Origin of the sequence: Wohlfahrtiimonas sp. G9077, from assembly GCF_002252155.1 — a bacterium.
GTDB lineage: Bacteria > Pseudomonadota > Gammaproteobacteria > Cardiobacteriales > Wohlfahrtiimonadaceae > Wohlfahrtiimonas.
This window is the reverse complement of sequence record NZ_NEFD01000008.1, coordinates 1-14,848: the sequence shown is the minus strand read 5'-3', so window position 1 is coordinate 14,848 and position 14,848 is coordinate 1. Positions and strand designations below refer to the sequence as shown.

At 35.4% G+C, this 14,848-nt stretch carries 14 protein-coding genes and 1 pseudogene; 13 read left to right on the top strand and 2 right to left on the bottom strand.

The window, feature by feature from the left end:
• Nucleotides 1–29 precede the first annotated feature (29 nt).
• The 13 genes from B9T20_RS09340 to B9T20_RS09280 all read left to right on the top strand — a co-directional run bounded on the left by B9T20_RS09340 (nt 30) and on the right by B9T20_RS09280 (nt 13,536).
• Nucleotides 30–1,304, top strand: coding sequence for a Wzz/FepE/Etk N-terminal domain-containing protein (locus B9T20_RS09340; RefSeq protein WP_094490803.1), 1,275 nt, complete (start codon nt 30–32; stop codon nt 1,302–1,304).
• A gap of 20 nt (nt 1,305–1,324) precedes the next feature.
• A complete protein-coding gene (gene rfbB, locus B9T20_RS09335) occupies nt 1,325–2,386 on the top strand; it encodes a dTDP-glucose 4,6-dehydratase (RefSeq protein WP_094490802.1) in 1,062 nt (353 codons plus the stop codon).
• The gene (gene rfbA / locus B9T20_RS09330) at nt 2,383–3,261 is read left to right on the top strand and encodes a glucose-1-phosphate thymidylyltransferase RfbA (protein WP_199415242.1); all 879 of its coding nucleotides are present in this window, start codon (nt 2,383–2,385) and stop codon (nt 3,259–3,261) included. The genes rfbB and rfbA overlap by 4 nt, the downstream gene beginning before the upstream one ends.
• Nucleotides 3,262–4,371, top strand: a complete 1,110-nt coding sequence (locus B9T20_RS09325) for a DegT/DnrJ/EryC1/StrS aminotransferase family protein (RefSeq protein ID WP_094490800.1) — start codon at nt 3,262–3,264, stop codon at nt 4,369–4,371.
• The gene (locus tag B9T20_RS09320) at nt 4,368–5,072 is read left to right on the top strand and encodes a WbqC family protein (RefSeq protein WP_094490799.1); all 705 of its coding nucleotides are present in this window, start codon (nt 4,368–4,370) and stop codon (nt 5,070–5,072) included. The genes B9T20_RS09325 and B9T20_RS09320 overlap by 4 nt, the downstream gene beginning before the upstream one ends.
• 16 nt (nt 5,073–5,088) lie before the next feature.
• A complete protein-coding gene (locus B9T20_RS09315; protein ID WP_094490798.1) occupies nt 5,089–5,661 on the top strand; it encodes an acyltransferase in 573 nt (190 codons plus the stop codon).
• 6 nt (nt 5,662–5,667) lie between these two features.
• The gene (locus B9T20_RS09310) at nt 5,668–7,161 is read left to right on the top strand and encodes an oligosaccharide flippase family protein (RefSeq protein WP_094490797.1); all 1,494 of its coding nucleotides are present in this window, start codon (nt 5,668–5,670) and stop codon (nt 7,159–7,161) included.
• A complete protein-coding gene (locus B9T20_RS09305; protein WP_094490796.1) occupies nt 7,136–8,095 on the top strand; it encodes a glycosyltransferase in 960 nt (319 codons plus the stop codon). The genes B9T20_RS09310 and B9T20_RS09305 overlap by 26 nt, the downstream gene beginning before the upstream one ends.
• Before the next feature lie 238 nt (nt 8,096–8,333).
• Nucleotides 8,334–9,392: a hypothetical protein gene (locus B9T20_RS09300; RefSeq protein WP_148138456.1), complete on the top strand. Its 1,059-nt coding sequence runs from the start codon at nt 8,334–8,336 to the stop codon at nt 9,390–9,392.
• A gap of 31 nt (nt 9,393–9,423) precedes the next feature.
• Nucleotides 9,424–10,161, top strand: coding sequence for a glycosyltransferase (locus tag B9T20_RS09295; protein ID WP_158520539.1), 738 nt, complete (start codon nt 9,424–9,426; stop codon nt 10,159–10,161).
• A complete protein-coding gene (locus tag B9T20_RS09290; protein ID WP_094490793.1) occupies nt 10,158–10,904 on the top strand; it encodes a glycosyltransferase family 2 protein in 747 nt (248 codons plus the stop codon). Before B9T20_RS09295 ends, B9T20_RS09290 begins: the two co-directional genes overlap by 4 nt.
• Nucleotides 10,905–10,919: 15 nt before the next feature.
• On the top strand, nt 10,920–12,083 hold the full coding sequence (locus tag B9T20_RS09285) for a nucleotide sugar dehydrogenase (protein WP_094490792.1): 1,164 nt from the start codon (nt 10,920–10,922) through the stop codon (nt 12,081–12,083).
• 55 nt (nt 12,084–12,138) lie between these two features.
• The gene (locus tag B9T20_RS09280) at nt 12,139–13,536 is read left to right on the top strand and encodes a phosphomannomutase CpsG (protein ID WP_094490791.1); all 1,398 of its coding nucleotides are present in this window, start codon (nt 12,139–12,141) and stop codon (nt 13,534–13,536) included.
• A 34-nt stretch (nt 13,537–13,570) separates the two neighbouring features.
• Here B9T20_RS09280 and galE read toward each other — a convergent pair whose 3' ends face one another.
• Nucleotides 13,571–14,590: a UDP-glucose 4-epimerase GalE gene (gene galE, locus B9T20_RS09275; RefSeq protein WP_094490790.1), complete on the bottom strand. Its 1,020-nt coding sequence runs from the start codon at nt 14,588–14,590 to the stop codon at nt 13,571–13,573.
• Nucleotides 14,583–14,848 (bottom strand): annotated as a pseudogene (locus tag B9T20_RS09270) (glucose-6-phosphate isomerase); the annotation flags it as partial. The gene galE and the pseudogene B9T20_RS09270, both read right to left, overlap by 8 nt.

Below are 14,848 nucleotides of genomic sequence, written 5' to 3'. Positions count from 1 at the left end.
TGCTTGTGTGCACTAGGTACTCCATCAATATGAATAATCCTCAACAAAATAATTTACCCCAACAAAATAATGACGAGATTGATTTATTTGAATTAGTGGCCACATTATGGCGCGGCAAATGGCTGATTGTGGGGGTGACATTTGCATGTACAGTGATTGCCATCATTGCATCACTCATGATGACACCTGTTTATAAAGTCAAAAGCGTGTTAAAACCTGTCAATAATGACAAAATTTTTGCCATTAATGATACGGGCGTGTATAGCACTACACCTGAAGCACTCTTTAATGATGTTGAACAGGAAGTCTATTCTTATCAAGGCCGTGAAAACTATTTATTAGACAATCAAAATTTATTACAGCCTTTACTTGAAAACACTTCTTTATCCACCGAACAAGTGATTGCGGCATTTGATGCAAATAACTTTAAAATCACACCTTCTAAAAAAGATGATCCGATTCGCTCGATTACAATTGAGCTCACTTACCCGAAAGGCATCGATGGTGTACAAATTGTCAATGGTTTTGTGAAGAAAGTCTCTTCTGCCGTTAAAGAAGAGATCCCAAACCTCATCCAAAACCGCATTGACCAAAGAAAACAAGAACTCAAAGATCAAATCACAGCATTGCGTGCAAGTTATAAACTTGACATTGACTCACAAATTGCGGTGCTCAATGAACAAGATAAACTCAGAACTGCCATGCTGAAAGATGAGTTGTCTGCCCTTCGTTTAGAATTAAAGCTTAAGCGAGAAAATCGCATTGCCCAGCTCAATGAAGCCATCAGTATTGCCACAAAGCTCAACTACATTAAACCAACCTCTTTAAGCGCGGCATCTGATAAAAAGGGTTCTGCTGAGATCAATGGCAACGTGATTTTAACAGAAATCAACAACCAATCTTTACCCCTATATTTTATGGGTACAGAAGCCTTAACCGCTGAACGTGATGCATTACTCAGCCGAACCAATGATGATTTCACCAATCCGCGCATTGCTGAAATCGAAAAAGAATTAATGTTACTGCAAAACAACCGTAAAGTTGAATTGCTGAAGATTCGTGAAAATCATGACCTATTTTTAGCCGACATTACCTTGATCGAAAAACAAATTGCGAAACTCAATACCATCAATCCTAACATTACCCGTTTTTCTGTGGTCAGTATTGATGAAAAAGCACAAATGCCTCTCAAAGCAAGTAAGCCTAATAAAGCTTTAATTACAATTATTGGCTTTTTGTTAGGTGGCATGCTCGGCTGTATGATTGTGTTGATTCGCCAAGCGGTGCGTAATCGTAAAATATAATTATGCACGGAGAAATAATTATGAAAATTCTCATCACAGGCGGCGCAGGGTTTATTGGCTCTGCAGTTGTCCGTCATATCATTGAACACACACAAGATCATGTATGCAACATTGATAAACTCACATATGCAGGTAATTTAGAGTCGCTGCGTTCAATAGAAAATCATTCGCGTTATCAATTTAAACAAATTGATATTTGTGACAGAGTTGCTTTAAATGAAGTGTTTGAATCCTTTCAGCCTGATTGTGTGATGCATTTAGCGGCAGAGTCTCATGTTGATCGCTCAATTGATGGGCCAGCTGCATTCATCGAAACCAACATTGTGGGCACATACACATTACTAGAAGCGGCTCGTCAATATTGGCTCACTTTAGATGATGCTAACAAAAGCGCTTTTAGATTTCATCACATCTCAACAGATGAAGTTTATGGTGATTTAGCAGGCACCAATGATTTATTTACAGAAACCACGGCTTATGCACCGAGTTCCCCATATTCAGCCAGCAAAGCGAGTTCAGATCACTTAGTGCGCGCGTGGGAGAGAACATATGGTTTACCCACAATTGTGACCAATTGTTCTAATAATTATGGGCCATATCATTTTCCTGAAAAATTAATTCCACTGATGATTCTCAATGCATTGGATGGTAAACCTTTGCCCATTTATGGTGATGGTCAGCAAATTCGTGATTGGTTGTATGTTGAAGATCATGCACGCGCTTTATATAAAGTGGTCACAGAAGGAAAAGTGGCACAAACTTATAACATTGGTGGCCATAATGAAAAAGCAAATATTGAAGTTGTGAAAACGATTTGTCGTATTTTAGATGAATTAAAACCGCGTAATGATGGCAAGCACTATGCCGATTTAATCACATTTGTAAAAGATCGCCCAGGACATGATTTACGTTATGCCATTGATGCGAGTAAAATTCAAAGAGAATTGGGCTGGGTACCAAAAGAAACTTTTGAGAGTGGCATTCGTAAAACAGTTGAGTGGTACCTCAATCATTTAGATTGGTGTCGCAATGTACAAGATGGTAGCTATCAAAGAGAAAGATTAGGAGCAAATGTATCATGAAACAAACAAAGGGCATTATTCTAGCAGGTGGTTCAGGGACGCGTTTGTATCCCATTACCAAGGGTGTATCAAAACAGCTTCTGCCCATTTATGATAAACCCATGATTTATTATCCTTTATCTGTCTTAATGCTTGCGGGCATTCGTGAAGTTTTAGTGATCAGTACGCCAGAAGATATGGAAGGTTACCAACGTTTGTTGGATGATGGCTCCCAATTTGGGATTACAATCAGCTATGCCATTCAACCAAGTCCAGATGGCTTGGCGCAAGCTTTTTTAATTGGTGAAGAATTCATTGGTGATAGCAATGTTTGCTTAGTGCTTGGGGATAATATTTTTTATGGCCAAGGCTTTACCCCAATGCTGAAAGAAGCAATGAATCGATCGACAGGTGCGACAGTTTTTGGTTATCAGGTGAAAGATCCAGAGCGTTTTGGTGTGGTTGAGTTTAATGAACATAAACAAGCCATTTCGATTGAAGAAAAGCCCACAAAACCCCGATCAAATTTCGCAGTAACCGGTTTATATTTTTATGACAATGATGTGGTGGAAATGGCGAAGAATGTACAACCTTCACCACGTGGCGAATTAGAGATCACAAGCATTAACCAAGCGTATTTACAGCGCGGTGATTTGCACGTTGAATTGATGGGACGTGGTTTTGCTTGGTTAGATACAGGCACGCATGAAAGCTTATTAGAAGCAGGGATGTTTGTAGAAACCATCGAAAAACGACAAGGCTATAAAATCGCATGTTTAGAAGAGATTGCTTTTAATAATGGCTGGTTATCGAAAGAGGATCTACTCAAAATCGGGCAAAGCATGAGTAAAAATGCTTATGGGCAATATTTGATTTCATTGGTCAAAGGAAGTTAAATGTCTCAAGATCATAAAATTTTTGTTACTCAACCATCGCTTCCACCATTAGAAGAATTTATTCCTTATCTGGAAAAAATATGGGATAGTAAATTCCTTACTAATAATGGGCCAATGCATCAAGCTTTAGAGCAGGCTTTATGTAAACATTTAGGTGTTCCTTACATCTCACTATTCAATAACGGTACAAATGCGTTATTAACGGCATTACAATGCTATGGTTTATCTGGAGAAGTCATTACAACGCCTTATTCTTTTGTTGCTACATCTCATGCATTAGTGTGGAATAATTTAACCCCTATTTTCATTGATATTGATCCGATAACTCTCAACATAGATCCCGGTAAAATAGAAGAAGCTATTACTGACAAAACAACCGCAATCTTAGCTGTTCACTGTTATGGAAATCCCTGTAATGCGGAAGAAATTTCCAAAATTGCTCAACAACATAATTTAAAGGTAATTTATGATGCTGCCCATGCATTTGGGGTTGAAGATCAAAATGGTAGTATTCTCAATTATGGGGATCTTAGTATTTTAAGCTTTCATGCTACAAAAGTATTTAATACTTTTGAAGGTGGCGCAATAATTTCTCATGATCTAGAAACCAAACAACATATTGACCGGCTCAAAAATTTTGGTATCTCAAATGAAGTAGAAGTAACAGAGATAGGTAGCAACGGAAAGATGAGTGAAGTTAATGCTGCATTTGGTTTATTGCAACTAAATTATGTCGATCAATTTATAAATTCTCGCAAAAAAATTGCCGATATTTATATGGAACAATTAAAAGAAATTCCAGGTATATCATGTATCCTAGATTTAAAGATACAAAAACATAACTACTCTTATTTCCCTATTCTCATTAATGAATTGCAATATGGTAAAGAACGAGACTGGCTATATGAGGAATTAAAAAAACATGAAATCTATGCAAGACGGTATTTTTATCCTCTGATAACTGATTTCGCTGCTTATAAGAATTATTCAGATGTTTCATTGCCGATAGCAGCTAAAGCATCAGAACAAGTTTTGTGTTTACCTATTTATCCAACTTTAACAGATCAAGATATTCATAGAGTCATTCAAGTAATTAAAGGAAAATTATGAAACTGGCTATAATGCAACCTTATTTTTTTCCATATATTGGCTACTTTCAATTAATTTATGCCGTAGATAAATTCATATTTTATGATGATGTGAGCTTTATAAAAAAAGGCTGGATTAATAGGAATAATCTTCTAGTTAATAACTCATCATCTTTATTCACTGTTCCCTTGCATAAAGCAAGTCAAAATAGCAAGATCAATAACACAAAAGTTAGTGAAGAAGCATTTTATAAATGGAAGAATATTTTTTTAAAAACTTTAGAATTTAACTACAAAAAAGCGCCCAACTTTTCAAATGTTTTTAATATTATTCAATCTGTTTTAAATAAACCTATATCTAATGTCTCCCAGCTAGCGACCCAAAGTGTAATTCAAATTTCGGAATACCTAAATTTGCCGACAAAGTTTATTCTCAGTAGTAAGCTCAATCATTCACATGACACTACTGGTTCTGAACGCATATTAAATATTTGTATACAAGAAAAAGCAGATGTTTATATTAATCCAATCGGTGGGCAAACCCTATATTCAAAAGATCAGTTTAAGGAAAAAAACATCGAGTTGTTTTTTTTAAAAAGCGGAAGTATTAGTTATCCTCAGTTTTCTAATGACTTTGTACCCAATCTATCAATTATAGATGTCTTGATGTTCAACTCTATAGAAGAAACTCATAAATTAATTAAAGAATATACTCTTATTTGATAAAGGAATAACTAATATGGCTTTTTATTCAGATGATGAATTAAAAAATATTGGGTTTAAAAGACTTGGTAAAAATGTGAAAATTAGCACAAGAGCCGCAATATATAGACCGGATGAAATGCTAATCGGAGATAATTGCCGAATTGATGATTTTTGTTTATTATCAGGTAGAATTTCACTAGGAAATAATGTTCACATCGCTGCTTTTTCCAATTTATCTGCTGGAGAATGTAATATCCAGTTACATGATTTTTCTGGTTTGGCTTATGGATGTCATGTATTTACAGGTACGGATGACTATAGTGGTAAAACATTAACTAACCCTACAATTCCTATCCAATACAAGGGGTTATCTGAAAAAAATATCATTATAGGTAAGCACTCAATTGTAGGAACTAATTCTATTATTTTCCCTGGTGTTCATTTAGCAGAAGGTACTGCTGTTGGCGCTTTATCTCTTGTTAATAAGAGTACAGAGGCTTGGTCTATTTATGCCGGAAGACCTGCTAAAAGACTAAAAAGAAGAAGAAAAGATTTATTAGAATTAGAGATAGAATACCTCCAGTCATTAAAAGAATTAAAGGACTAAAAAAACTTGAAGCATAATCTGCTAGCTAACTATATAAGCCAGATATATACCGCTCTTATAGGGATATTAATCCTACCTCTGTACGTTCAATATATGGGGGCTGAGGCCTATGGACTCATCGGTTTTTTCACGATGATGCAGTCCATATTTATGCTCTTAGATTTAGGGTTAACGCCAACAATTAGTCGAGAAACAGCAAGATACCAAGCTAAGGCTATATTACCATTAGAATTTAAACAGCTCTACAAAGTTCTGCATCTCCTCTTTATTGCTATTGCTGTTGTTGGAGGAGGAGTATTAATAACTCTATCATCATATATAGCTGATCATTGGTTAACTATTGAAGAACTAAATGTTTCAGATGTTATTTTCTCTATACAAGTAATGTCTATCTCCATAGCTTTGAGGTGGGTTTCCGGTCTTTATAAAGGCATTATTACAGGATCTGAAAAAATTGCTTGGATAAGTTATTTCAATATTATTATTGCAACTTTAAGATTTATCGCAGTTTTTGTTGTTATGTATATATGGGGATATACTATTAAGGTATACTTTATATATCAATTGATTATTGCGATCATCGAGTTTATCGGGATGCGTTATAAAGCTGTTACAACTTTAAGCTTACCCATTCAATCAATAAAACTATCGTTAGCACCTATAAAGCCTATTTTGAAATTCACTTTAACAATAGCTTTTACATCTGCGGTATGGGTTCTCATTACACAGTCAGATAAATTTATTCTTTCAGGTATCCTACCTTTAGACCAATATGGTTATTTTATTTTAGCTGTTAGCTTAGCTAGCGGTTTAACTATTATTAGCGGCCCTATCAGCACTGTAATTATGCCAAGAATGGCACATTTACATGCGCAAAATAATAATAAAGGTTTAATAAGCACGTATGAAAAAGCAACACAAATGATTACGATAATTATCGGAAGTGCGGCAATTACATTAATTGTTATGGCGAAAGAAACATTAATTGCATGGACGAATAATCCTGTAATTATTGAGGAGTCATCATCTATTTTACAGCTGTATACTTTTGGCAACGCTCTTCTTGCTTGGAATGCTTTCCCTTACTATTGGCAATATGCTCACGGAAACTTAAAATATCATCTATTAAGTAATATCTTTACTGTCATTATCCTAATACCTTCAATTATAATTTTTGCTCATGCCTACGGTGCTATTGGCACTGGCTTTGTATGGACTATTTTAAATATTGTTACACTACTATTTTGGACTCCGTTTGTTCATAAAAAAATTGGCTATGATTATCACTTTAAATGGTTCTTCCACTATATTCTTAAGACAATAATTCCAACAGCAATTATCGTATACTTAATTTCGTTATTACTACCACTATCACTAAATAGATGGGTTAACTTATTTTATGTAACTCTTATATCCATCGTCACTTTAATAATTACATTTTCTCTTTCCAATTTTCGTTCTGAAGCTATTCAATATGCAAAACTCAAATTCAAACATTAAGGTGTCTGTATGTGTTGTTACATACAACCAAGAAAAATATATTGGAGAATGTCTTGAGAGTCTAGTCACTCAAGAAACAAACTTTCCTTTCGAGATTATAGTGGGTGATGATGCGTCTACAGATAATACCCCAAATATTATTTTACAGTACCAACAAAAATATCCTGATATTGTTATTCCTGTATTGCGACAAAAAAATATAGGTCCTGTTGAAAATATGGTGGATATCTATAAAAAAGCTAACGGTGAATATATTGCGCACTTAGATGGTGATGATATGGCCTTACCTGGAAAACTACAGATACAAGCAGATACGTTAGATGCAAATCCTGATTGTATGATTTGTTCACATAATGTTTTACTATGGAATGGACAAATGACAGGGCGAACATTTAGAAAAAAAGCAGAGGGGATTTATACTTTATTAGACTTATACAAACAGCTTCCTTTTTTTGCACACTCCTCGAAAATGTTTCGAAATAATCAAGAAGAGGGTTTTTGGGATCAATTTTCAAAGACGGCTTTAGATGTGACTGTTCACGTAGCTCAAGCAAAGGTAGGAGATATATACCATATAGATGATTCTCTTGGAATTTATAGAGAAAGTATTGGCATTGCTACAGTAAAACAAGGGCTGAATCCTATTATCCCATTAGAAGTAGAAAAGATATATCAACAAGCTATTGAAAATCAATATCTTAATGATAGTTTCTTAATAGAGGTATACGCAAAAAAGTTTTTTGAGTTTGCATATCAAAGTGCACTGTTTAAAAATAAACAGGACTTAAAACATTTTATTAAGAAATCTTATTCAATAAAAAAATATAATTGGAATCAAAAAGCATTTTATATGCTAAGGAACATTCCGACCTTTGTAATAATTATATGTAATGTAAGACATCATATAAAAGGGATCTTATCAAATAAAGATTAACTTTATGAAAATAAATATTAGCTTAATAAAAAAAACATGCATATATACAATATTATTATTCATGTTTATATATTCTATACCTCTATTTGGATTATTAAATAGTAGCCATTTGGCTACCACTATAGCTTTTATTATAGTTATATGTAACTGCTCAAGAAGATCAATTGCATACGCTTTTTTAAAAGAAAAAATATCTATCTTTATAATTTTATTTTATGTTTTTATTATAACGTACTCGATGGCTATCGCTTATATTAGCGGTACTTATGATTTTTATATAATAAAACCTTGGATTAATAATGCTATTAGTGTCGTTGGATCTATATTACTTATAACTCTTTACATATCCTTTTTTTCTCAAAAGGACCGCTTTGAAAAATTTTTATTCTATGTATTGCTTATTCAAGCCCTATATATCTTTATCGCAATTTTAATGCCAGAATTATCTAATACTGTACAAGCCCTGATTAGAACTCAAGCTGAAATTGAAAGAATGGCTGTGTACGGTGGCATTAGAGGAATTGCGATTTCAGGTTCTATAGCGTTTGGATTGGCAACTACGATGTCTTGCCTCGGTTTTTTTAGTACAATTTGGCTATTTAAATATTCAAAAATTAATATCTTTTTAAGGTATATTTTCTTTTTTATATGCTTTTTTGCCTCCCTATCAGCTGGAAGAACTGCAATTTTAGGATATATATTAGGAATAATTTTTGTCTTTCCTTATGTATTTAATAAGAAAAATACTATTGTATTTTTAGTTTTATGCCCGCTATTTATAATAGTTTTTATATATCTATATGAAGATAACCTATTATTTCGTACGATTTTTGATAAATATAGCGCTTATGTCTTTCAACCCATTATGCATTTTTTAGATACAGGTAGTTTTAAAGTATCATCTTTAAAATCTTTAGAATCAATGTATTTTATGCCACCAATTGATACCTTCATAATTGGGGATGCAAGATATGTAGACCCATCTAATCATGATTTGTATTATATGGGGACAGATTCAGGTTATATGCGCTTTATGTTGTACTACGGTCTATTAGGTAGTCTTATCCCTTACTTTGCTTTTTTATTCTTTTGTTTTTATATCGTAATTAAATATAATAGCAAACAAATTTTAAAGCTATACTTACTAAGTATAATAATGACCTTTATTTTTCACTATAAAGGAGAAGTAGTATTTTTTGCAGTAGACTATATGAAAATACTTTTTTTAATAAGTTTTTATACCCTTTTAAAAAACCGAAGCCTGAAAGCCCAAAAAAATGAAATATTGTTCAACTGATTTCCCATTAATAGAAATAGTTCTATCAACAATGAATGACGGTATTTTTAGTTTGAAACTAAATCCTAATTTTAAATATACCATCGTTCACCAAATACCTAATCTATCTGACTTACCTAAATATGAATCCAAAAAAAATGAACTAAAAAAGATTGGGGTCAACTATGTCCAATCAAATACCTCAGGTTTATCAATAAGCCGAAATATTGGGATAGAGAATGCAACTGGTGACTATATATGGATAATGGATGATGATGTAGAGATCTATTCTGATGCAAAAGAGGTATTGCAGAAGTATATAGTTAATCACAATGCCGATATATACGTATTAAATTATGATTCTGATAAAAAAAAGATTCAACATAATTATTTGTATGAAAAAAAATTAAATTATTTAAGCACAATGTCTGTCTCTTCCATTAAGATGTTGATAAAAAGAACAGCTATCGGCTCGATGAGGTTTGATGAAGATTTTGGACTTGGAGGGAAATTCCCATCTGGAGAAGAATATATTTTTTGTTGTAATATGCTCAAACAAGATAAGATAATATGGCAAACTAATCTCACCACCTGTTTTCATCCATCAGTGACATCCGGACAGGATTTTTATTCAACACCATTGAAGTTAGCTACAAAAAAACACATGTTTATGCGCGCTCATAATACATATATAGGTTTTTTTCTGTACATATTGTTCTTAATTAAAAAGCTTCCTACAATCACTAAAAATAAAGCCATTAAAAATATAATAAAATCCTTTAAACTATGAAACCTACACTTTCAATTATTACTCCTTGCTTTAATCCAAATAAAGAACTAATAAACACTATTAGAAGTATACAAGTACAATCTTTTAAAGACTATGAACATATCATCATTGATGATTGTTCAACAAAGCCTTTTTCTGAAGAACTATTAGAGATTATTGATAGTGATCCTAAGATATTATTTATTAAGCGCTCTTGGAATGCGGGTCCAGCAGTTACACGAAATAGAGGTATCAGTGAAGCTAAAGGAAAATATATTGCTTTTTTAGATGCAGATGATACTTGGCTTCCTGATAAATTAGAGAAACAAGTAGCTTTTATGGAAAAGACACAATGTCCGCTTTCATACACCAATTATAATGTGGTAGATGAAGAAGGGACATATCTTGGAACACGAGAGGCACCGTTAGAGTTATCATATAGAGAATTAATTAGAGTTAATCGTATAGGATGTTTAACTGCAATGTACAACACTGAAATATGTGGAAAACAATATATGCCTAACATTTTAAAACGCCAAGATTATGGTCTATGGCTTAAAATTACTAAAAAATTTGGGCCAGCACAAGGGATTGATGAAGTTCTTGCTAAGTATCGCTCATCTAAAAGATCTTTATCCGGAAACAAGCTTAAAGTGTTAAAATACCAGTGGCGATTATATCGAGAGATTGAAAATTTAAGCTTGCTTAAATCTCTTTATTGTTTAATTAACCATGCTTGGAATGGAATTTCTAGAAAAGCATAACAGATGAGTTTTATCATGAAAATTACAGTAGTTGGAACAGGGTATGTTGGTTTATCTAATGCAATGCTTTTTTCAAAAAAGCACAATGTTATTGCGCTAGATATTGATGAGGATAAAGTTAATCAGTTGAATGCTAAGATATCTCCCATTCAAGATGGTTTAATTCAAGAATATTTAGAAGTAACGACTTCTTTTCAGGCAACGTTATCTGAAGATTTAGCTTATAAAGATCCCGATATTGTTATTATTGCGACTCCAACAAATTATGATGAACAGCGAAATTTCTTTGATACATCATCGATAGAGCAGGTTTTATCAAATTTATCTTCTCGTAAATGTAAGGCTAAAATTGTAATTAAGTCGACAATTCCGGTGGGCTTTACCGAAAAAGTTAAAAAACAATATCCTAGTTTAACGATTGTTTTCTCTCCAGAGTTTCTAAGGGAAGGCAAGGCCTTATATGATAATCTGTATCCATCTAGAATTGTAATCGGTGATAAAACTGAAATAGGTAGAGAAATTGGTGATCTTTTTTGCGAGGCTTGTTTAAAAGATAGTGTTGAGGTTTTATTATTGAACCCAACAGAAGCAGAGGCTGTTAAATTATTTTCTAATACATATCTTGCTATGCGAGTGGCATATTTTAATGAATTGGATAGTTACTGTGAAAGTAGGCATTTAAATAGTAAAGATGTGATTAGAGCTGTCTGTCTCGATCCTCGTATTGGGAATCATTATAACAATCCCTCTTTTGGATATGGTGGTTATTGTCTTCCAAAAGATACAAAACAATTGCTAGCAAATTATCAAGATGTACCACAGAATTTAATCGAAGCAATTATTAGCTCAAATCGTACCCGAAAAGACTTTATTACAAATCAAATTTTAAAACATAATCCTAAAGTTGTAGGAGTGTATCGTCTAATAATGAAACAAGGTTCTGATAATTTTAGAAAATCAGCAATTCAAAGTATTATGAAAAGACTGCATATACATGGAATTAACCTTATAATTTTCGAACCCAATATTCAAACACACTCATTCAATGGTTTTGATATTATTACAGATCTCAATGAGTTTAAAACCATGAGTGACCTTGTAATAACCAATAGAATGACTGATGACCTATTAGATATTCAAGAAAAAGTTTATACACGAGATCTATTTGGAAGTGACTAACTTTAATATCACTCATATGCACTCAAACTTTATAAATTATCGATCAACTTATAATATGTTATACAAATATCATTTTAATTCTGTATCACTTCCATCTTGCTTCAAAGCCTACGACATTCGCGGCAAACTTGGCACAGAAATCACAGAAGAATTGGCCTATAAAGTCGGCCGTGCTTATGGTCAAATTTATCAACCTAAAACCATCGTTGTGGGCGCTGATGTACGCCTAACAAGCGAAGGCTTAAAAAAAGCCCTCAGCCGCGGTTTAAATGATGCCGGCGTTGATGTGCTTGATTTAGGCTTAACGGGCACCGAAGAGGTCTATTTTGGTGCGTTTCATTTAGATGTTCAAGGCGGTATTGAAGTGACGGCCAGCCACAATCCAATGGATTATAATGGTATGAAGCTGGTGCGTGAGAATGCGCGCCCCATTGGCTTAGATACTGGGCTTAAAGCCATTCGTGATCTGGTCATCAGCGAAGATTTTACGGAATCACTACATCAAGGCACCACAAAGCCTTATAACATTTTACCTGAATACATTGCTCATCTATTATCCTATATCGAGCCCAGTAAAATTCGCCCCCTTAAATTGGTGGTGAATGCTGGGAACGGTGCCGCTGGCCACGTGGTTGATGCGCTCGAGGCTGAATTTAAAGCCCTCAATATTCCACTTGAACTCATCAAAATCCACAATGATCCAGATGGCACCTTCCCAAATGGCATTCCTAACCCAATCTTAATTGAAAATCGCGCGGTGACAAGCGAAGCTGTGCTTGAGCATCAAGCGGATATGGGCATTGCATGGGATGGCGATTTTGATCGCTGTTTCCTATTTGATGAGAAAGGTCAGTTCATTGAAGGCTACTACATCGTTGGCCTTTTGGCGCAAGCATTTTTATTAAAATCCAAAGGTGAGAAAATCGTGCATGATCCGCGCTTGGTGTGGAACTCTATCGATGTCATCAATGAATACAATGGCATCGCCGTGCAATCGAAATCCGGCCATGCTTATATGAAAGATGTGATGCGTGAGCACAATGCCATTTATGGTGGTGAGATGAGCGCTCATCACTATTTCAGAGATTTCGCCTACTGCGACAGCGGCATGATTCCGTGGTTATTGGTGACCATGTTATTGTCAGAAACCCAGCAAAATCTATCCACGCTTGTGGAAAACATGATCGCGAAATTCCCATGCAGCGGGGAGATTAATTTCACGGTTACAGATACAGAAGCCACCATCGAAAAGATCGTCAATCACTACAAGCCACTTAATCCTGTGATCGATACCACAGATGGCTTTGGGCTTGATTTTGGTGCATGGCGCTTTAACATTCGTGCATCGAACACCGAGCCATTGCTGCGCCTGAATATTGAAACCAATGCGGCTATGAATCCTCGAGCAATGCAGGATTATGTGGATGAACTCACAACACTCATCACCGAGTAACACAAAGCCGAGCAATGCTCGGCTTTTTCATGTCTTACGATCGATAACCCTTCGGATTTTGCTGCTGCCAATGCCAGCTGTCACGGAGCATGTCTTCTAATGTGTGTTCTGCATGCCAATTGAGCTCACGATTGGCGCGGCTGCAATCTGCGTATGAAGTCGCCACATCCCCTGCTCTGCGTGGTGCAAATTTAAAAGGCACAGGCACGCCATTGACTGCTTCAAAAGCATTTTTTACCTGTAAGACTGAATGGCCGTTCCCCGTTCCGATGTTCCATGCGCGGCAACCCGTTTCATTTAAACGATTATTGAGTGCACACAAATGCGCTTTGGCCAAATCCACCACATGAATATAATCGCGCACGCCGGTACCATCAATGGTGTCATAATCATTGCCAAAAATGGAGAGTTCCGCACGCATGCCAACGGCCACTTGCGTGATGTACGGCATGAGGTTATTTGGGATGCCTTGCGGATCTTCCCCAATGCGGCCACTTTTATGGGCGCCCACCGGATTAAAATAACGCAATAAAGCGATCGACCAGCGCGCATCAGCCATGGAGAGCTTTTGCAATAACTGCTCCACAATCAATTTTGTGTAGCCATAATTGTTCGATGGCATGCCCGTTGGCATCTCTTCATTCAGTGGTGAAACATTCGCTTCATCATACACCGTGGCCGATGAACTGAATACCAAATGAAACACACCTGCTTTTGCCATCGCTTTGGTCAAGGCAATTGAGCCTGCAATGTTATTGTCAAAGTAAACAAGAGGAATCTCTTGGCTTTCGCCCACCGCTTTTAAACCTGCAAAGTGAATCACCGCATCGATTGAATGATCGCTAAACAGCGCATCTAAAGCCGCTTCATCACGAATGTCCCCTTGAATAAAGGTCACACTGCGGCCAGTTAATTCTGTCACGCGGCGCAATGATTCTTCTGAGCTGTTTGATAAGTTATCGAGTACCACCACATCGTGCCCTGCTTCTAACAATTCCACGCAAGTATGGGAGCCAATGTAGCCTGCGCCCCCGGTCACTAAAATATTAGCCATGATGTTTATCCATTAATTGTTGTAATAATCCGATCGTTGAGCCATCAAGATCCGTTGTATCCATCGATTGCCCCGCTAAAATTGGCAAAATTTGATTGGCAATCGCCTTGCCCTTTTCAACGCCCCATTGATCAAAAGGATTGATGCGCCAAATCACCGATTGTACAAACACTTTATGTTCATACAGTGCAATCAGCATCCCCAAAGTGCGGGGATTGAGCTCATCGATCAAAAGTGTTGAACTTGGCTGATTGCCAT